The 18,409-nt window shown below is 67.7% G+C and carries 14 protein-coding genes and 1 pseudogene; 6 read left to right on the top strand and 9 right to left on the bottom strand.

Features of this window, described 5'->3' with window-relative positions; genetic code table 11:
- Positions 1-206: 206 nt before the first annotated feature.
- Positions 207-1,478: an amidohydrolase family protein gene (locus ACZ1I5_RS06265; RefSeq protein ID WP_465172851.1), complete on the bottom strand. Its 1,272-nt coding sequence runs from the start codon at positions 1,476-1,478 to the stop codon at positions 207-209.
- Between the two features lie 63 nt (positions 1,479-1,541).
- Positions 1,542-2,855, bottom strand: a complete 1,314-nt coding sequence (locus tag ACZ1I5_RS06260; RefSeq protein WP_465172850.1) for an MFS transporter — start codon at positions 2,853-2,855, stop codon at positions 1,542-1,544.
- A gap of 168 nt (positions 2,856-3,023) precedes the next feature.
- Between ACZ1I5_RS06260 and ACZ1I5_RS06255 the strand changes: the two genes are divergently transcribed.
- Together ACZ1I5_RS06255 and lexA are read left to right on the top strand one after the other, a co-directional pair.
- Entirely contained in the window at positions 3,024-4,199 is a 1,176-nt protein-coding gene (locus tag ACZ1I5_RS06255) for a molybdopterin molybdotransferase MoeA (protein WP_465172849.1), read from the top strand.
- Between the two features lie 56 nt (positions 4,200-4,255).
- The gene (gene lexA / locus ACZ1I5_RS06250; protein WP_465172848.1) at positions 4,256-4,933 is read left to right on the top strand and encodes a transcriptional repressor LexA; all 678 of its coding nucleotides are present in this window, start codon (positions 4,256-4,258) and stop codon (positions 4,931-4,933) included.
- 4 nt (positions 4,934-4,937) lie between these two features.
- On the opposite strand, the pseudogene ACZ1I5_RS06245 reads toward lexA, so the two are convergent.
- Positions 4,938-7,115, bottom strand: a pseudogene (locus tag ACZ1I5_RS06245) (ComEC/Rec2 family competence protein); the annotation flags it as partial.
- Between the two features lie 28 nt (positions 7,116-7,143).
- Between ACZ1I5_RS06245 and gltX the strand changes: the two are divergent.
- From gltX to ACZ1I5_RS06230, 3 genes are read left to right on the top strand one after another with little or no spacing between them, the layout of a single operon-like run.
- Positions 7,144-8,589 carry a glutamate--tRNA ligase gene (gltX, locus tag ACZ1I5_RS06240; protein WP_465172847.1) on the top strand — a complete coding sequence of 482 codons (1,446 nt, stop codon included), beginning with the start codon at positions 7,144-7,146 and terminating at the stop codon, positions 8,587-8,589.
- Positions 8,590-8,611: 22 nt separating this feature from the next.
- Positions 8,612-9,895 carry a citrate synthase gene (locus tag ACZ1I5_RS06235; RefSeq protein ID WP_465172846.1) on the top strand — a complete coding sequence of 428 codons (1,284 nt, stop codon included), beginning with the start codon at positions 8,612-8,614 and terminating at the stop codon, positions 9,893-9,895.
- Complete coding sequence (locus ACZ1I5_RS06230) at positions 9,895-10,080, top strand: hypothetical protein (protein ID WP_465172845.1); 186 nt, start codon at positions 9,895-9,897, stop codon at positions 10,078-10,080. The genes ACZ1I5_RS06235 and ACZ1I5_RS06230 overlap by 1 nt, the downstream gene beginning before the upstream one ends.
- A gap of 13 nt (positions 10,081-10,093) precedes the next feature.
- On the opposite strand, the gene ACZ1I5_RS06225 is transcribed toward ACZ1I5_RS06230, so the two are convergent.
- From ACZ1I5_RS06225 to ACZ1I5_RS06210, 4 genes are read right to left on the bottom strand one after another with little or no spacing between them, the layout of a single operon-like run.
- Positions 10,094-11,467, bottom strand: coding sequence for a sensor histidine kinase (locus tag ACZ1I5_RS06225; protein WP_465173904.1), 1,374 nt, complete (start codon positions 11,465-11,467; stop codon positions 10,094-10,096).
- Positions 11,458-12,558 carry a DUF2336 domain-containing protein gene (locus ACZ1I5_RS06220; RefSeq protein ID WP_465172844.1) on the bottom strand — a complete coding sequence of 367 codons (1,101 nt, stop codon included), beginning with the start codon at positions 12,556-12,558 and terminating at the stop codon, positions 11,458-11,460. The genes ACZ1I5_RS06225 and ACZ1I5_RS06220 overlap by 10 nt, the downstream gene beginning before the upstream one ends.
- A 55-nt stretch (positions 12,559-12,613) precedes the next feature.
- A complete protein-coding gene (locus ACZ1I5_RS06215) occupies positions 12,614-13,777 on the bottom strand; it encodes a hypothetical protein (protein ID WP_465172843.1) in 1,164 nt (387 codons plus the stop codon).
- A 47-nt stretch (positions 13,778-13,824) separates the two neighbouring features.
- Positions 13,825-14,118 (bottom strand): Hpt domain-containing protein, encoded by a 294-nt coding sequence (locus ACZ1I5_RS06210; RefSeq protein WP_465172842.1) that lies wholly within the window; start codon positions 14,116-14,118, stop codon positions 13,825-13,827.
- 82 nt (positions 14,119-14,200) lie between these two features.
- Between ACZ1I5_RS06210 and ACZ1I5_RS06205 the strand changes: the two genes are divergently transcribed.
- Positions 14,201-16,504, top strand: coding sequence for a coiled-coil domain-containing protein (locus ACZ1I5_RS06205; protein ID WP_465172841.1), 2,304 nt, complete (start codon positions 14,201-14,203; stop codon positions 16,502-16,504).
- A gap of 4 nt (positions 16,505-16,508) precedes the next feature.
- Here ACZ1I5_RS06205 and ACZ1I5_RS06200 read toward each other — a convergent pair whose 3' ends face one another.
- Positions 16,509-16,955 (bottom strand): Hpt domain-containing protein, encoded by a 447-nt coding sequence (locus ACZ1I5_RS06200; protein ID WP_465172840.1) that lies wholly within the window; start codon positions 16,953-16,955, stop codon positions 16,509-16,511.
- Positions 16,956-17,034: 79 nt separating this feature from the next.
- Entirely contained in the window at positions 17,035-18,408 is a 1,374-nt protein-coding gene (der, locus tag ACZ1I5_RS06195) for a ribosome biogenesis GTPase Der (protein WP_465172839.1), read from the bottom strand.
- Position 18,409: the final 1 nt, after the last annotated feature.

The raw sequence follows: 18,409 nt of genomic DNA, 5'->3' as shown, positions 1-18,409 counted from the left end.
CGGCCTGCGCGGTACAGCGGAAAGCAACCGCTATTTCCCGCGTTTTTTCCGTCAAAATCGACCGATTTTCCGCTGTTATGCCGTAACAGGGAAACGCGACCTAACGCGCTGCGAACAGAGCGAAAAATCGCGCCGAAAATCCAACATTACAGCGGAAGAAAAAAGAAGATCGGAAACGGCGCTAAAATCGCGCGTCGTCGTGGGAATCAGTCGAGCTTGCGACCGGCGATCCAGACCTGCTCCAGGCTGTGCGTGTTGCGGATATCGGCCAGCGGATTGGCCCCGAGCACCAGCAGGTCGGCCTGGCGCCCGGGCCGCAAGGTGCCAACCATGTCGTCGATGTGCATCACCTTGGCCGCCCCGCCTGTCGCGGCGACCAGCACCTTCATCGGCGTCAGGCCGGCCTCGACCATCATCTGCATTTCAAGATGCTCGAAATAGCCCTGCCAGCGGCCGGTGGGGGCGCCGGTATCGGTGCCCATCGCGATCTGCACGCCGGCATCGGACAGCAGCTTGAGGTTGCGCTTGGCCTGTTCCAGCGCCGGCTTGATCGCCTGCGCGCTGGCGCTTGCCTTCACCTTGGCCTGGGCCTCGGGATCGAGCAGCGGGGCGAGCGGCGCGCGATAGGCCGCTTCCTTCGTGAAGAACGGATCGCTCGTGAAATCGGGAGTGGATTCATAGACGAACACGGAGAGGTCGCGCGTCAGGGTCGGGATATAGCCCACGCCGTTCGCCTTGATCGCGGCGATCAGCGCCGGGTCGGCATCGCGGTCGCGGATGCTGTGCGCGAGCAGGTCGGCGCCGGCATCGACCACGCCCTTGGTCTCGTCGGCAGTGAACATATGGACGGCGATGCGCAGCTTCTCTAGATGGGCCTGGTCGATCATCGCGCCATAGACGGCCGGGGTGCGGATCGGCGCATCGGGCGGCCCTTCCAGGCGGATCTTGATGATGTCGACACCGCGCGCGGCATTGGCCGTGACGGTCGCGCGCCCTTCCTCGGGCGTCTTCGCGGTGAGCACCGGCCCGGAGACGTAGAGCCGGGCCATGCCGGGGCCGTACGGCGCCGTGCGCAGCTCGTCGCGCAGCTTCACCGTCTCCACCCCGTCATCGCCCAGGCTGTAGACGGTGGTGACGCCGTAGCGGGCGTAGAGCGCCAACTGGTCGGTGAGCTGGGTGCGCGGCGGCACCGCCGACTTCGCATCGAAGAACAGATGGCCATGCGCGTTGACGATGCCGGGCATGATCGTCTTGCCCGTCACGTCGATCACCGTGGCGCCGGCGGGGACGCGGGTCCCCGCTTTGGTGCCGACCGCGACGATCTTGCCGTCGGTCACCACCACCACGCCGTTCGCGATCGGCGCCTTGCCGGTGCCGTCGATCACCCGGGCACCGGTAAAGGCGATCGTCTCGGCCTGGGCCGGCGCCAGTGCGACCAGCGACAAAACCCAGAGACCAAGCCCGCTCAACAACCGCATGCTCTTACCTCTTCGCAGCCAAAGCCGGAGCATAGCAGCGCGACCGCGCTTGGGTAGCGCGGTTCAGCCCTCCCCGCCGCCGAGCCGGCGTTTCCGCTCGAGGATGCGCACCACGCCGAAGATCATGAACAGCACGACCGGGATCAGCGCCACGACCTGGAAGGACCGCGTCGCCGCATAGGCCAGCACGTCGTTCAGCACCGGCCCCGGCTGAAGCGCGGCGAACGCCGCCTCGCCCCCTGCCCGCTCAAGCTTGGCCTTGTCGTAGATCGCACCGAGCTTGGGCAGCACCAGCTGGATCGCCATCGCGCCGGCAAAACCGACCAGCCCGATCGTCCAGGCCCCGCCGCGCGGATAACGATAGGCCACCGCCGCGATCATCGTCGGCCACATGAAGGCCACACCCACCGCCCATACCGTCGCCGCAACCAGCGCCGTCACCGGCGAGGACGCGACGCTCAGCAGGTACAGGCCCAGGCCGGCCGGTATGGTGCACAGCCACAACAGCCCCATGTCGGACACGCGGTGCGACAGGACGCCAGCGAAATGCCGCATCACGAACATGATCGCCGAGACATAGACGAGTAGCAGGATGCCCTTCATGCCCACCGTGTGCGTGAGCGCGACGTCCACCCAGGAACCCGGCGCCAGCTCGGCCGACGCCGTCAGGAACATGATCGCGAAGAATATCCAGAAGGTCGGGCGCTTGAACGGCACCGCGATCATCTCGCCGAACCCGACACCCAGCGCCGCGCTTTCGGTCGGCGGGAATTTCTGGGTGAGCGTCCACAGGCCGAAGGCGATGCCCGGCACCATGATCAGCGCGATGTCCCAGCGCCAGTCGAGCCCGATCTGCCCCACGCCGATGCTCGCCAGCCCGCCGACGACGATGCCCGCCGGCCACCAGGCGTGCAGCACGTTCAGCCGGTGAGTCTTGTCCGCCGGATAGAGCGCCGCGGTCATCGGGTTGATCGACGCCTCGGTGCAGCCCCAGCCCACGCCCGTCAGCGCCATGCCGAGCGTCACCAGCGTCCCGATGCCCGCGCCGCTGCCCATGCCGGGGGCGAGCACCATCAGCAGCGATCCGGCGACGAAGCTGCACGCCGCCAGCAACAGCACCCGCTTCGCCCCGATCACGTCGAGGAACGGGCTCAGCACCAGCAGCGAAAAGGCGAACCCGCTGAACGCCGCGCCGAGCGCGCCGCCGATCATCCGGCCCGAATTCGCTGGGTCGATCGGATCGAACACGGCCTGGCGGATCGCATCCGACGCGGCGGTGCGCATCGAAAAGGCGACCGCGGCGGTGAACAGCGCCAGCACGCAGATCCAGAACAGGGCAGTACGATTATAGGCGTCAGGCGCCGGTGCTTGCGTCATGCATCTTCCCCCGTGACATGGCCCATGGCCATGCGAAGCACCCCGCCGACTTGATCGCGGCCAGTCTGCTACCGAAGCGATTGCTATAACACTCGTTTGCAAGATGGTAGCGGTAACTGACACGCCTGCCGTCTCGACCCATGGCGCCCCGCCGGATAGGGATGCGGGATGATCTCCGTCACCGAAGCCCAGGCCCGCCTGTTCGCACTTGCCCCTCCCGTCGAGATGGAGACCGTGCCCCTGCGTGAGGCAGCCGGACGCTGGACCGCCCGCAACATACTCGCCCTGCGCACTCAACCTGCCAGCGACCTTTCGGCGATGGACGGCTATGCGATCCGCTTCGCCGACTTGCCCGGCCCCTTCACCCTGGCCGGCGAGAGCGCGGCCGGCCGGCCCTTCGCCGGCGAGGTCGGCACGATGGAGGCGGCGCGTATCTTCACTGGCGCCGCGATGCCCGCCGGCGCTGACACCGTGCTGGTGCAGGAGGAGGCAAGGCAGGAGGGCGACCTGATCCTCCTCACCGGCGAAGGGCCCGGCGCCTGGGGCAAGAACACGCGCCGCAAGGGCCTCGACTTCTCCACCGGCGACCTGCTCATCCCTCAGGGCGCGCGCCTCACCCCGGCCCGGATCGCGGTGGCGGCAACCGGCGGGCACGGCGCTCTCCCCGTCACCCGCCGCCTTCGTGTCGCGATCGTCGCGACCGGCGACGAGCTGGTCGTACCGGGCAGCGCGCTGACGGACGAAGTGCTGCCCGAGTCCAACGGCGCCATGCTGGCCGCGCTGCTCGCCGACCTGCCCGTCGAGGTGATCGACCTCGGCATCCTGCCCGACCGGCTCGATGTAACCACCGCTGCCTTTGCCGCGGTCGATGCCGACATCCTCGTCACCACCGGCGGCGCCTCGGTCGGCGACCACGATCTGGTCCGCCCGGCGCTCGCTGCCGCGGGCGGCAGCATCGATTTCTGGCGGATCGCGCTCCGCCCGGGCAAGCCGATGATGGCGGGCCGGCTCGGCGGCGCGGTGGTGCTCGGCCTGCCGGGCAACCCGGTTTCGGCCTTCGTCACCGCCTTCCTGTTCCTCCGCCCGCTGATCGCTATCATGGCGGGCGCGCCCGATCCGTTCCCGCGCACCGCCACCGCGATCCTCGGCGAGGACCTGCCGGCGAACGACCACCGCCAGGATTATCTGCGCGCCGCGATCCGCGACGGCCATGTCTTCGCCGCCGGCATTCAGGACAGTTCGATGCTGCTGACGCTCGCCCGCGCCGACTGCCTGATCGTCCGCGCGCCCAATGCACCGGCGCTCGGCGCCGGCGAGGTGGTGGAAATCCTTCCATTCGCTTGACACGGCACCGGAACATTGCATAAACGTTCCCAGTCTGTTCCGACGGAGGAATTGGGATGCTTACCCGCAAGCAGCACGAGCTGATCTGCTTCATCAACGACCGGCTCGAGGCGAGCGGCGTTTCGCCCTCGTTCGAGGAAATGAAGGAGGCGCTCGACCTCAAGTCCAAATCGGGCGTCCACCGCCTGATCAGCGCGCTGGAGGAACGCAAGTTCATCCGCCGCCTGCCCAACCGCGCCCGCGCGCTCGAAGTGCTGCGCATGCCGGAACGGCCCGAGGCAGTGCGCAAGGGCGCCGCTGCGGCCGCCGCGCCGACCGGCAATGTGAAGAAGCTCCCCGAGCCGGCGAACGACGTGATCGAGATTCCGCTGCACGGCCGGATCGCGGCCGGCGTGCCGATCGAGGCGTTCGAGGGCCAGTCGATGCTCGCGGTGCCCGCCGCATTGCTCGGCGGCGGCGAACATTATGCGCTCGAGGTCTCGGGTGACTCGATGGTCGATGCCGGCATCCTCGACGGCGATTATGCCCTGATCCGTCGCGCCGACACGGCGCGCGACGGCGAGATCGTCGTGGCGCTGATCGACGACAGCGAAGCGACGCTCAAATATTTCCGGAAGGAAGGCGCGATGATCCGCCTCGATCCGGCGAACCGCGCCTATGATCCGCAGCGTTATTCTCCACATCAGGTGCGCGTGCAGGGTAAGCTCGCCGGCCTGCTCCGCCGCTACGTCTGACCGGGACGGGCGCCGCCACCCGCCAGGGGTGGCGGTCGCCCGGCTGCAACACGGTGGTGACATGGCCGGTACGCAGCGTCACCGCGACACCACCGGTCTTGGCCAGCATGTCGCGGTCTAGCTTTAGCCAGCGCGGGCGGCAGCCATCGGGCAGCCAGCGCTCGCTGACCACGATATCGGCGGTGGCGCATGCCGCGATCAGCTCGCCCGCCGGCACCAGATAGGCGCTCCGCGTCGCGAGGATCCGCCAGCTCCGGCCGCCCGCCTTCTGCTCGACCAGACAGAGATCGCGGCTGCACCGCGCCTCTGGTTGATCGGCGAGGAACAGGGGCTCGCCGTCCACCCCGCTATTCTCCGCCAGCATGTCCGACGTGTAGTCGCCGACCCGATCACGCAGCAGCGCCAGCCCGCCCCGCGCCGTCCGGATCGCGACATGCCGTCCGTCGCCGGTGACGAGCAGGTCGGGCGTCGGCGTCGTCAGCGCCCAGGCAGCGCCCATCGCGAACGGCACGCCGCCGAGCCGCCGCCATCGCGTCCGCCACAAGGCGACCCACAGTCCGCCGAACGCCATCAGCCCGAAAGCCCCACCCGGCATCGCCGGTAGCGCCGCAACCGATCCGGGGATGCTCGCGGTGGCATGCGCGATCCACAGCAGCAGATCGAGCGACCGCGCCGTCAGCCACCACAAGGGCGCGCCAATCCCCGCCAGGTCGAACAATAGCGCCAGCGCTTCGAGCGGCATGACGATGAAGGTGGTCAGCGGGATCGCGACGATATTGGCGACCGCGCCGTAAATGCCCGCCTTGTGAAAATGGAACAGCGCGATCGGGATCAGCGACAGCTCGACCACCACGCCGGTCAGTAGCAGCGACAGAAGCGTGCGCCCGAGCTTCTGCCACCACGCCTGCTCGCGCGGCGCGAACCATGCCTTCACTCGCGGATGCTCGTGCAGCGCGACGATCGCCGCGACCGCCGCGAAGGAGAGCTGGAAACTCGGCCCGGCCAGCGCGTCGGGGAAGAGCAGCAGCACGATGAAGGCGCCGGCCGCGACCAGCCGCAGCGTAATCGCCTCGCGCCCCATCGCCATCGCGATCAGTACCAGCAGCGCCGCGACGCAGGATCGGACCGTCGGCACCTCGGCACCGGTCAGCCAGGTATAACCGATCGCCGCCACTGCACCCGCCCCGGCAGCGATCAGCGGCAGGCGGAAACGCAGCGCCAGCCACGGGCTGAGCGCGAGCAACCGCAACACCAATAGCATCACTGCGCCGACCACCGCAGTGATGTGCAGCCCGCTGACCGATAGGAGATGCGCCAGCCCCGACCGGCGCATCGCTTCGGCATCCTCCTCGGAGATGCCGCCCTGGTCCCCGGTCGCCAGCGCCGCCGCAATCGCCCCGCCGCCGCCCGGCGCGCTCGCCTGGATGTGTTTCGACAGCCTTTCGCGCAGGCCCGCACCGCTGGACGCACCCGGGCCGACGATGCTGACCGGCCCGAAGCCACGCCCGGTAGCGCCTATCCCATCGAACCAGGCGACACGCGCATAATCATACGCCCCCGGCACCGCAGGCTGGGGTGGCGGCATCAGCCGCGCGCCGAGCCGGATCGTCGCGCCCCGCGACAGCCCGGCCGGCACATCCGCCTCGGCGAGGTTGACGCGGACATGCTGCGGCAAGGTCGGCAGCGGCCGCGTGTCCTTGTGTCCGGGACGCGCCGGAACGGCCACGACACGAACCGGCGTCAACCGCAACCGCACCAGATCGCGCGACGGCAGCGGCTCGGCTCGTTCCACCCGCGCTTCGAAGGTCGCGATCACCGGACGGGCCAGCACCTGTCCGTCCGACCTCTCCGCCCGCCACCAGATCAGCGCCAGCCCCGCCGCCGCGAGCAGCGACCCCACCGCCACCACGCGCCCGGCCCGCCCGCCGCGCCCGATGGCGATCGCGAACAACGCCACGCCGGCCAGCGCGAGCAACAGCGTCCACCACCATGCCGGATCAGGCAACACGAGCCACGCGGCGATCCCCGCGCCGAACGACACCGGCACCCACAGGAAAAGCTGGTCGCGCTCGGCTTCGAGCCACAGCTCCAGACCTGCCTTGACCTTGCGCAACCGCTCGCCAGCCCCGATTTGAAGGAGCCGGGGTCGCGTGCTAGGGGCCTCGGCGGCTGTACTGGCCATCGATTTTCAAGTCTGGGAGCAAGCGCGTTTGGGCGCAAGGTCTGATACCGCGGCGGCCGATACCGGCACGCCCGACACATCCGCAGTGGTGACGCGCTTCGCGCCGTCGCCCACCGGCTATCTGCACATTGGCGGCGCGCGCACCGCGTTGTTCAACTGGCTGTTTGCGCGCCATCATGGCGGTAAGTTCCTGTTGCGCATCGAGGACACCGATCGCGCCCGCTCGACCCAGCCGGCGATCGACGCGATCCTCAGCTCGATGACATGGCTCGGTCTCGACTGGGACGGCGACACCGTCTTCCAGTTCGAGCGCGCCAAGCGTCACGCCGAGGTCGCCTATCAGATGGTCGAGCAGGGCAATGCCTATCGCTGCTACGCGACCGCCGACGAACTGACCGCACTGCGCGAGAGCCAGAAGGCCGCCGGCAAGCCGATGCGCTATGACGGCCGCTGGCGCGACCGTGATCCATCCAAGGCACCCGAGGGCGCGCCCTTCGTCGTGCGGCTGAAGGCACCCAAGGAAGGCGCGACGACGATCGTCGACCAGGTCCAGGGATCGGTCACCGTGCAGAATGAGGAGATCGACGATCTCGTCCTGCTGCGGTCCGACGGCACACCGACCTATATGCTCGCGGTCGTGGTCGACGATCACGACATGGGCGTGACTCACGTCATCCGCGGCGACGACCATCTCAACAATGCCTTCCGGCAGCTGCCGATCATCAAGGCGATGGGCTGGCCCGTGCCGGTCTACGCCCATATCCCGATGATCCACGGCAGCGACGGCGGAAAGATGTCGAAGCGCCACGGCGCGGTCGGGGTGGAATATTACCGCGACGAACTCGGCATCCTCCCCGAGGCGCTGAGCAACTACCTGCTCCGGCTCGGCTGGGGGCACGGCGACGACGAGATCATCAGCCGCGAGCAGGCGACCGAGTGGTTCGACCTGGCGGATGTCGGGAAATCACCAAGTCGGTTCGATTTGAAGAAACTCGAGAACCTGAACGGTCATTACATCCGCAGCGCCGACAATGCGCGACTGGCTGAGCTGGTGATCCCGCGACTCGGTTTCGAAATCAGCGAATCGCAGGCCGAATTGCTACAGCGCAGCATGGAGTCGTTGAAGCCCCGCGCGGCCAATCTCAATGAGCTTACGACCGGCACGGCCTTTCTTTTTCGCACGCGCCCACTGGAAATGGACGCGGATGCAGCATCGCTCGTCTCCGGCGACGCACCGGCGCTGCTGGCGCGTCTGCATGCCGCTCTTGACGCGGTTGCCAACTGGGATGCAGAGGCTCTCGAAGACGCGGTCCGCCGGGTCGCGGACGATGCGGGGGTGAAACTTGGGCAGGTCGCGCAGCCGTTGCGGGCAGTGCTGACCGGGCGCAAGACATCACCCGGGATTTTCGACGTGCTCGAGTTGCTCGGGCGCGACGAAAGCCTGGGCCGCATCGCCGACCGGATGACTGCCTGACGGGTCGAGAAAGGACATATCGATGAGCAACACCGCGAAGCTGGACGTGGCAGGAACTGCGCACGACTATGCGGTGATGTCTGGCAGTACCGGGCCCGACGTCATCGATATCCGCCGGCTCTATGCCGATACGGGCATGTTCACTTACGATCCCGGCTTCACCTCGACGGCGAGCTGCGATTCGGCGATCACCTATATCGACGGTGACGAGGGCGTGCTCCTCCACCGCGGTTATCCGATCGGCCAACTCGCCGAGCAGTCGAGCTTCATGGAAGTGTCCTATCTCCTCCTGAACGGCGAACTGCCGAACGCGAAGGAGCTCGAAGGCTTCAGCTATACGATCTCGCGCCACACCATGCTGCACGAACAGCTCGCGACCTTCTATCGCGGCTTCCGTCGCGACGCGCATCCGATGGCGATCATGTGCGGCATCGTCGGCGCGCTGTCCGCCTTCTATCACGATTCGGCCGACATCACCGATCCGCACCAGCGCATAATCGCCAGCCACCGGCTGATCGCGAAGATGCCGACGATCGCGGCGATGGCGTATAAATATTCGGTCGGCCAGCCCTTCCTCTACCCGGACAACAGCCTGTCCTACACCGGCAACTTTCTGCGCATGACCTTCGGCGTCCCGGCCGAGCCCTATGTGGTGAACCCGGTGGTGGAAAAGGCGCTCGACCGCATCTTCATCCTGCACGCCGATCATGAGCAGAACGCGTCGACCTCGACCGTCCGCCTCGCCGGCTCGTCGGGCGCGAACCCGTTCGCCTGCATCGCGGCCGGCATCGCCTGCCTGTGGGGCCCGGCGCATGGCGGCGCCAACGAGGCGGCGCTCAACATGCTGCGCGAGATCGGCACGGTCGATCGCATCCCGCATTATATCGAGCGCGCCAAGGACAAGAACGATCCGTTCCGCCTGATGGGCTTCGGCCACCGCGTCTACAAGAACTACGATCCGCGCGCGACGGTGATGCAGCAGACCGTACGCGAAGTGCTCGGCGCGCTGGGCGTCAACGATCCGGTGTTCGACGTGGCGCTCCACCTCGAGGAAATGGCGCTCAACGATCCATACTTCATCGAGAAGAAGCTGTTCCCGAACGTCGATTTCTATTCGGGCGTGATCCTGTCGGCGATCGGCTTCCCGACGACGATGTTCACCGCGCTCTTCGCCCTTGCCCGCACCGTCGGCTGGGTCGCGCAGTGGAACGAGATGATCTCCGATCCCGCGCAGAAGATCGGTCGCCCGCGTCAGCTCTATACCGGCCCGACGCAGCGCGATTACACGCCGGTCGCGAGCCGGTGATGCGCACCGCAGTCACCATCGGCGGCATCCTCGTGCTGCTGATGGGGCTGCTGTGGATCGGCCAGGGCACCGGCTACATCCAGTGGCCGGCGTCCAGCTTCATGATCGATCAGCGCATCTGGGCGCTGTGGGGCGCGTTGCTGGCGGTTGTCGGCATCGTGCTGATCCGGATCGGGCGGCGGTAGCAGCGACGCCCGATCATTCCCGATAGGGTAGCGTGAAGACGAACCGGGCGCCCTGCCCCGGCGCGCTGTCGACCGTCACGTCACCCCTCATGGCGCGCGCCAGCTTGCGGGCGATGTAGAGCCCCAGCCCGCTACCACCAGCCTCGCGTGAATCGACCCGTTCGAACTTCTCGAAGATGCGGGCCTGGTCCGCGACTGCGATACCCTTGCCCTGGTCCGCCACGCTCACGGCGGCGATGCCGTTCTCGTGCTCGACACGAATCCGCACCATGCCGTCGCGCGGCGAATAGCGCACCGCATTGCCGATAAGGTTGACCAGCACCTGCACCGCCCGGCGGAACTCGCCCGTCGCCGGCAGCATGTCCTGCGGAGCCGGCTTGTCGATGCGCACCTGCGCCGCGGACGCGCGCCCATCGAGCAGGGCCGCCGCCCGACGCGCGACGTCGGCAAGATCGAGGGCTTCCTTCGCGACGGTAAAATCGGGATGTTCGATCGCCCGCAGATCGACCAGGTCGTCGACCAGGCCCATCAGATGTCGGCCCGCGCTCGCGATATCCGCCGCATAAGTCGCATAATCCTGATGCAGCGGCCCATCCGACCGGGCGTTGATGCTGTCGGCATTGGCGATGATGCGGTCAAGCGGACCGCGCAGCGCCCGGTCAAGCCTCGCGGCAAGGGCTTCAGTCAGATCCTCTAATTGCGCGGAGTGCGGGACGGCAGCCGGTGCATCCTTGATCATGTGCGCGGCGCCGACGAAGCCGGCAAAGGCGCCGGCAACGTCCGTGCGCGCCGCCGCCAACAGCCGGACCGGCCGGCCAGTCGCGCGGATCGTCGCACGCTGATCATCGAGACGGCGGCGCATCGCCGGACCGTCCAGAATCGGGAACGCTTCCGCCCGATCATCGTCGAACGCGAACAGGCGGCTCAACGACTGGCCGAGCATCGACGCCGAATCGAAACCGTGCCTTACCCCGGCGCTGACTGGAAGGGAGGTGATGCGCAGCGCCGAATCCGTTTCCCATGTCCACTCGCCCGAACTGCGCAGGAAATCGCCATCGCGCTCGACCTGCATCGTGTCGGGACGCCAGGCGGCCCGGCTGCGCCAGCCAGTGATCCTCAGGCGCATGCCGGCCGCCTCGGGCTCAGCGCGGACCCATAGCTCGACATCGTCGTCACCGTCCGCGACGATTAGGCCACGCGAGACGAGGATGCCGAGACGCTGCGCGAGCCGCGCCAGCGTCGCGATCTGGGGGATCGCGACTGGCTGGCCGATCCCGCCGCCCGCGCGGCTGTTGAGGTCGATCAGCCGCTGGTCGGCCTCGACCAGCCGGCCGGCTCGATCGACCATCCCAAGCACGGGCGCCAGCACCGGATCGCTCACATGCAGGGCCGTGCCCTCCCCGCCGCCAGCGCACGCTGCGCGGCACGATAATCGGGCGGCAGCAACAACGGCGCGAGCGCCGCCAGCGCATGTGCCGATGATGTGGCAGCGATCGCGTCGAGCTGTTCGGCGAAGCGCTCGATATCGCGGCGGGGATCGGCTTCGCTCAGCGCGAGCCCGATCCGCGCAATCGATTCCCGATCGAGCTCCAAGGCACGCAACACCAGCCACAGGCGGTCGGCGCCTGGGTCGAGCAGTATCTCTCGCGCATCGGTGTAATTCAGGCCGAGCGCGTGGCCGATCAGCGCCACGACCAATGACAGGCGGCGGTCCAGCAGGGCGTCGATCAGCAGCCGGGCGCGTTCGTCGGCGCGTGTATCGAGGGCCGCGGCAAGGCGCATTGCCGCCACTTCGAGCCGACCGCCTTCATCATGAGAGGAGATGCTGCGTGTGGCAGCATCCACCAGCGCGCGGTCGAGTATCGCGAGATCGTCACCCGCCGCTTCGGCGAAATGCGCGCGGAGCGCGGCCGCCGTCCACCATGTCAGGCGATGGTGCAGCCCGGCGGGAAGGTCAGCACGCGCCGACGTCGTAACGGCGTCGCCATGACGGCGGTTCTCCGCGGCAAACAGTGCCATGGCCGCGGCGGCGACCACGCCGTCGGGATCCTGGGCCAAGCGGGCGAGCACGCTGAGGCCACCGTGGTTCTCCGGCGCGGTGACGGGCAAGCCGGCGGCAAGCACGTCCTGTCGCGCCCGGCCGACCAGCTCACGCATCAGCTCGGCATCGCGCAACAGGCCCGATGCGCTGAGCCTCTCCAGAACGAACGGATCGCCATGGGCCAACGCCTTGGAAAGCACCGGCGCCCCACGCGCGGCGAGCAGGCGGGCGGCATGATGGCCCACCAATTTCTCGACAGTGGTAACGAGCGCGCCGAGCATACCCGCCAGGGCCGAGCGCAATCGTTCGTCGAGCCGCGCTTCAGCGGGGAGGAAGAAATCGTTGATTGCGACCGCCAATCTTTCATCGGCGCAAAGCTCCACTGCCGCCTCGCGCGCGGCCGGCTGGCCAGCCCCCCAACGGGCGCCATCATCCATGTCGCCAACATCGCTCGACATGCGCCCCTGCTACGAAAACATCCTTAATATGACACTAAGGTTTTTCGCGAAGACCCTCAATGGCGGCGCCCAGTGTCGCAACGGCACAGATTCCCGCGACTAGGAGGGCAGCGAGCGGTTGCCCGATCGCGACCAGGGGAAGCATCAGCATCGGATAAGCGGCCGGGCTCGCCCACCAGCGGCGGCGAAGTCGCGCATTGCCGGCCCGTTCGGCCAGCCCCGCCGCCACGATCGCGCTGCTCGCCGCGATCAGACCGGCGGTCGAGCCCCGGCCCAGCAGCAGGGCAGACAGTGCCGGCACCGCCAGCATCGCGCCTTGCTGAACGCGTAGCTGGATCGCCTCGTCCCGCAAGGCCGAAGCGGTCATCCCCACCGCCAACGCGACCAGGGCGACGATCGACAGCCCCAAACCGGCGATCGACCATCCGAAAAAGAGCGCCGCGAATCCGGCGACCGCCAGAGTTAACGCCAGAGCAGTAACGGCGATGCTGGAAATATTCCGCGCTACCATATGCGGCAGGGCGAAGCGCGCCAGCGGTGCCAGCACGAACCGGTCGGCCCAGCGCGTCGGAGCGGGCGTCAGCGCCGACAGGATCACCTTGCCGCGTTCCGCCAACCGGCGCGAATCGCGTTCGATGCCATGCGCTTCACCTGCGGCACCGGCCGGCAGGCGAATCTGTGCCGGACCAGCCTGTGCCGCGACACGGAGCAGGGTCGACTGGAAATCATAGTCCTTCGGCATCGCCGCGACCTCGGCGATCCGTTTCGCATCGAGCAGCGCCATGCCGGCCCAGGCGGTCAGCGCGCCGACCCGTTCGAACGGTGCGCCACTACCCTGGTCGTCGATGACGAGCAACGCGTCCCCATGTTCGGCAGCCAGCGAAGCCACGACCTCTCCGGTCGTCATCACGCCATCGGCGACGACCAGCACCCGTGACAGAGGGTGCAGCTTCTCCGCCGCCTCGGTGGCGGTGCGAACGGCATCGACCGATGCGCCGCGCCGTCCGATCCGGTTGATCGCACCGAGCAGCTCGGGCGTAAGCCGGGCGATGACGAGGACGAGCTGCGACGCGCCCGCCGCGACGAGCAACCGCGCCTGGAATTCGATCAGGGTCAACCCGCCGAACGGCAAGGTCGCGGCAAGCGTACCGGGCCGGTCAACGGCATCCTCGGTCGCGAAAATCAGCCCGGCCAACATGCTGAGCTGTTAGGCTGAACCATCGCCATTGGCAAAGGTGACGATATTCAGAGGCATTTCGCCGCCTGGCGCAGGCGACGAAGCAGGCCTTCGTCCGGCGCGCGCGCCTCGGTCGCCTCGGACGCGATGTCCATCAGGGCAATGGCGCCGAAGCTCGCGGCGAGGCCCTTGAGACGTGCCGCAGCACGCCGCCATTCGTCATCACCTTCGGCGCTCTGGAGGGTGTCGAGACCGCGCCGGACACCGTCGAGAAAGGCTTCGCGAAGCTCAGCGATCAGCTGGGGCTCGTCGCCCACCGCGGCCGCCAGAGTCGCATCGATTGCACCAGGATCGTACGCCATGCCTGTGTTTCTACGCAGAAGCGCTTAAGACAAGGTTTCGCTATTCTCTTTCCGCAGGCAGAAATCGTGATAAACAGCTGATATGAACGGGGGTTCGCGCATCATCGATCTTCGACCAGGTACCGGTCCCAAAGCGCCTGCTGAAGCTGCGGCGTCACCGGACCCTGCCACGGTCGAAACGGTCGAGCCGCACCAGTATATCGATGACTATGACGACGAGCCGGCGCCGCAGCGCGTACGGTGGATCGTTCCCACGCTCGGCATTCTCGTCTCGCTCGGCTGGATCGCAGGCATGCTGTGGCTGGCGTGGCCGAGCCTGCAGCGCGCATTGCCGATCGAGCTGACCGGTTTCATCGCGGCCTTGTGCGTGCCCCCGGCGCTGATCGGCATCCTGATGTTGCTGGCGCTCCGGACCAGCACCGCCGAGGCGCGGCGCTTCGGCCGTACCGCCGAAGCCATGCGCGCCGAGGCGGCCAGCCTGGAACGCACGGTCGCGGCCTTGTGCAACGCGATCGACGCGAACCGGACCAGGCTCGCCGAGCAATCCTCCAGCCTGATGGCGATCGGCGACGGCGCGGCCGCAAAGCTGACCGGCATCGGGACCGGCATTGCCGAGCAGGTCGATCTGGCTGACGCTCAGGCGCGCAAGCTGGCCGCCGCCGCCGCCGCCGCGGAAAAAAGCCTCGCCATCTTGCTCGCCACCCTGCCCAAGGCGCATGACGAAACCGAGGACCTGACCAGGCTGCTCGAGCAGACGGGAATCTCCGCGGGCCGCCATGCCAGTGCGCTCGACGCCCAACTGGTCGCCCTGGCCGAACGGGGGCGGGAAGCAGACGCCGTCGCGGGCGGCGCGGCGCAGAGGCTTGGCGCACACATCACTCGCATGGAAGCGACCAGCGAGACGGCTGGCGCGCGCCTCGAGGCAGTCACCGGTGACATGTCAGCTGCGGTCGACGGGCTACTCGGCCGCACCGCGGGAGCGGTGGACGAAGCGCGCAAGGGTATTGCCGCGCAGGGCGAGGCGATGCTGGCGATGCTCGGCACCAACCAGGCAGCGCTTGACCGTGCCAGCCGGGACAGTGTCGAGGCGCTCGCGGCGCGCATCGGCACGATCGAACAGATCATCGACCGGATCGCGGCCCGTCTGGGCGAGCAGCGCGTCGCCAGCGAGATGGTGATTGGCGAACTCGACACCGGGCTGACGCGGGTCTCCCGCCAGCTCGACGCGCTTCACGCGCAGGGCGTCGACCGGACCGAGCATCTTTCCGCCTCGATCGGCGCGCTCGGCGGATCGGCCGATGCGATGACCGCTGCGCTGAAGACTGGCGATGCGATCGCGACCACGGCGATCGGCACGACCGAGCGGTTGCTGACGGCGCTCGATGCGGCGGCGCGCGAGATCGACGAGACATTGCCCGGCGCCCTGGCGCGGCTCGATGCGCGGATTTCCGACAGCCGGCGCATGGTCGGCGATGCGACGCCGGAATTGCTGGCGCTCGTCACCGCCGCCGAAAACACGCATGAAGCGGTCGCGGCAATTGCCCAGGCCATCGCCACGCAGCGCGACACGATCGACACGCTGTCCAACACGCTGATCGAGACGCTCGCCAGCGGCCGCGCCAGGGCGAATGCGCTCGGCGAAATGGTCGAGGAGACGATCGGCCAGACCCATCGCTTCGCCGACGAGGCCGCGCCGCGCCTGGTCGAAGCGCTGCTGCGAGTCCGCGACACCGCCAGCGCCGCGGCGGATCGCGCCCGCGAGACGCTCGCTTCGGTCATTCCCGAAGCGGCGATGGCGCTGGAAAATGCCAGCGTCGAGGCAATGCGGCGCGCATCCTCCATGGCCCTGGATCAGCAGATCGCCGCGATCATCGACGCCGGCGACGCGGCAGCCGAGTCGGCCCAACGCACGTCCGAGCGACTGACTCGCCAGATGCTGGCGATCGCCGAGTCGACTGCCACGGTGGAAAGCCGGATCGAGGAAGCTCGGATCGAACGCGAGGATGCCGACAAGGACAGCTTCGCCCGCCGGGTGTCGCTGCTGATCGAATCGCTCAACTCCGCGTCGATAGACATCACCAAGGCCTTCTCCGCCGAAGTGTCGGACAGCGCATGGTCGGCCTATCTCAAGGGCGATCGCGGTATCTTCACGCGGCGGGCGGTGCGGCTGCTCGATAGCGGCGAGACGCGGGAGATCAGCCGTCTCTATGAGGCGGACATGGCCTTTCGCGAGCAGGTGAACCGCTACATTCATGATTTCGAGGCGATGCTGCGCGCGATCCTGGTCCAGCGCGATGGGTCCCCGCTGGGTGTGACCTTGCTGTCGTCCGATATGGGCAAGCTCTATGTCGCCCTTGCCCAGGCGATCGAACGACTGAGAACCTAAGCCGTTACAGCGCGCGGCGGCCGAAGACCGGCCGGCGTGCGACAAGCGGGTTCGATTCGCGCTCGAGCAGTTCGAGGGTCTTGTCGAACAGCGGCCGGAGTTCGACCACCGACTGCAGCGCCTCATCGGGCGTATCGCGATTCTCGACGCAATCGCGCGCGATCGTCTCGATCCTCTCCGCCAGCGCGCCGAGCGGCTCTGCGCCGAACTGCCGGGACTCGCCCTTCAGCGTGTGGGCGGGCAGGACCATCGCGGCGGCGTTGCGAGACCGCATGGCAGTCTCGATCGCTCCGACCGACTTCACGCCGTCTTCCCGAAAATAGCCCAAAATCCGCACGAAGCCGGCACCAAGCTCGTTCCGAGCCCGCGAAAACACCATCCAGTCGACCAGGCGAGGATCGTCGAGCGACACCGCAATCTCCCACTTCGGGCCGCAAGGCCGCGAAGACATGCCCCGCTCTTATGCAAACGGGGTAAAGGATGCGTTGACGGGCGTGCCGGCAGTCGCACCGACACCGTTCAAACGGCCTTTACCGGTCGAACGGATTCTTGGGCGCGCGCAGCGTCAGCCGGACCGGCACCGCACCGAATCCGAGGTCGCGCCGGATGCCGTTGATCAGATACCGCTGATAGCTCGTCGGCAATTGATCGACGCGGGTACCGAACAGGACAAAACCGGGCGGGCGCGTCTTGGCCTGGGTCAGGTAGCGTAGTTTGATGCGCTTGCCGCCCGGCGCGGGCGGCGGATTGGCCTCGATCGCCTTTTCGAACCAGCGGTTGAGCTCGCCCGTGCCGATACGGCGCGACCAGGCTTCCCGCGTCTCGAACGCCACCTTGAGCAAGGTATCGATGCCCTTGCCGGTCGCCGCAGACACCGTCAGCACCGGGATGCCCTTCACCTGCGAAAGCCCTTCCTCCAGGGCGCCGCGGATGCCGTTGAACAGGCTGCTGGCATTTTCCGCCACGTCCCATTTGTTGATCGCGACGACCAGCGCACGCCCCTCCTGCAGCGCCGCGTCGGCGATGCGCAGGTCCTGCGCCTCGAGCCCGCGAGTCGCATCGAGCAGCAGCACGACCACTTCGGCGAAGTCGATCGCGTGAAGCGCGTCGGCGACCGACAGTTTTTCCAGCTTGTCCTGCACATTGGCGCGCTTGCGCATGCCCGCCGTGTCGATCAACCGAACGGCCCGGGCCTCGCCTTCCGGATCGTGCCAGGTCCAGTCGATCGCGATCGAATCGCGGGTGATCCCGGCCTCGGGACCAGTAATCAGCCGCTCCTCGCCGAGCATGCGGTTGATCAGCGTCGATTTGCCGGCATTGGGGCGGCCGATAATGGCGAGCTTCAGCGGCGCGTCGAGGCTCTCCTCATCAATCTCCTCGGCTACCGCTTCCGCGTCCTCCTCGGGCTCGACGTGCGGCAGCAGTGCCTCGAACAACTCGACCATGCCCTCACCATGCTCGGCGGAGAGCGCGACCGGATCCCCGAAGCCGAGCGACAGCGATTCGAGGATACCGTTTTCGCCGGCGCGGCCTTCGGCCTTGTTCGCGACCAGGATGACCGGGGTTTTCGATCCGCGCAGCCAGCGGGCGATCTCTTCGTCGAGCGGGACAAGGCCGACACGGGCGTCGATCAGGAACAGAGCAACATCGGCCTGGGCGACGGCGGCTTCGGTCTGCGCGCGCATGCGGCCGGGCAGCGAAGCGGCGTCCTGGTCCTCATAGCCAGCGGTGTCGATGACACGGAATTCCATGCCGACGAGGGTTGCATCACCCTCCCGGCGGTCGCGGGTCACGCCTGGGCGGTCGTCGACGAGCGCAAGCTTCTTGCCGACGAGACGGTTGAACAGAGTCGATTTGCCGACGTTGGGCCGGCCGATGATCGCGACCACGGGAAGATTGGGCATG

It is taken from the genome of Sphingomonas sp. BL-S-30, assembly GCF_055521475.1.
This window is presented reverse-complemented; position numbering and strand designations above follow the sequence as displayed.

Excerpts from the sequence above, each read along its gene's own strand:
- der (WP_465172839.1), bottom strand. The coding sequence starts at position 18,408 with ATGCCCAATCTTCCCGTGGTCGCGATCATCGGCCGGCCCAACGTCGGC.
- ACZ1I5_RS06220 (WP_465172844.1), bottom strand. The coding sequence starts at position 12,558 with ATGGATGATGGCGCCCGTTGGGGGGCTGGCCAGCCGGCCGCGCGCGAG.
- ACZ1I5_RS06215 (WP_465172843.1), bottom strand. The coding sequence starts at position 13,777 with ATGTTGGCCGGGCTGATTTTCGCGACCGAGGATGCCGTTGACCGGCCC.
- ACZ1I5_RS06235 (WP_465172846.1), top strand. The coding sequence starts at position 8,612 with ATGAGCAACACCGCGAAGCTGGACGTGGCAGGAACTGCGCACGACTAT.
- ACZ1I5_RS06260 (WP_465172850.1), bottom strand. The coding sequence starts at position 2,855 with ATGACGCAAGCACCGGCGCCTGACGCCTATAATCGTACTGCCCTGTTC.
- ACZ1I5_RS06230 (WP_465172845.1), top strand. The coding sequence starts at position 9,895 with ATGCGCACCGCAGTCACCATCGGCGGCATCCTCGTGCTGCTGATGGGG.
- ACZ1I5_RS06205 (WP_465172841.1), top strand. The coding sequence starts at position 14,201 with ATGAACGGGGGTTCGCGCATCATCGATCTTCGACCAGGTACCGGTCCC.
- lexA (WP_465172848.1), top strand. The coding sequence starts at position 4,256 with ATGCTTACCCGCAAGCAGCACGAGCTGATCTGCTTCATCAACGACCGG.
- ACZ1I5_RS06200 (WP_465172840.1), bottom strand. The coding sequence starts at position 16,955 with ATGTCTTCGCGGCCTTGCGGCCCGAAGTGGGAGATTGCGGTGTCGCTC.
- ACZ1I5_RS06255 (WP_465172849.1), top strand. The coding sequence starts at position 3,024 with ATGATCTCCGTCACCGAAGCCCAGGCCCGCCTGTTCGCACTTGCCCCT.
- ACZ1I5_RS06210 (WP_465172842.1), bottom strand. The coding sequence starts at position 14,118 with ATGGCGTACGATCCTGGTGCAATCGATGCGACTCTGGCGGCCGCGGTG.
- ACZ1I5_RS06265 (WP_465172851.1), bottom strand. The coding sequence starts at position 1,478 with ATGCGGTTGTTGAGCGGGCTTGGTCTCTGGGTTTTGTCGCTGGTCGCA.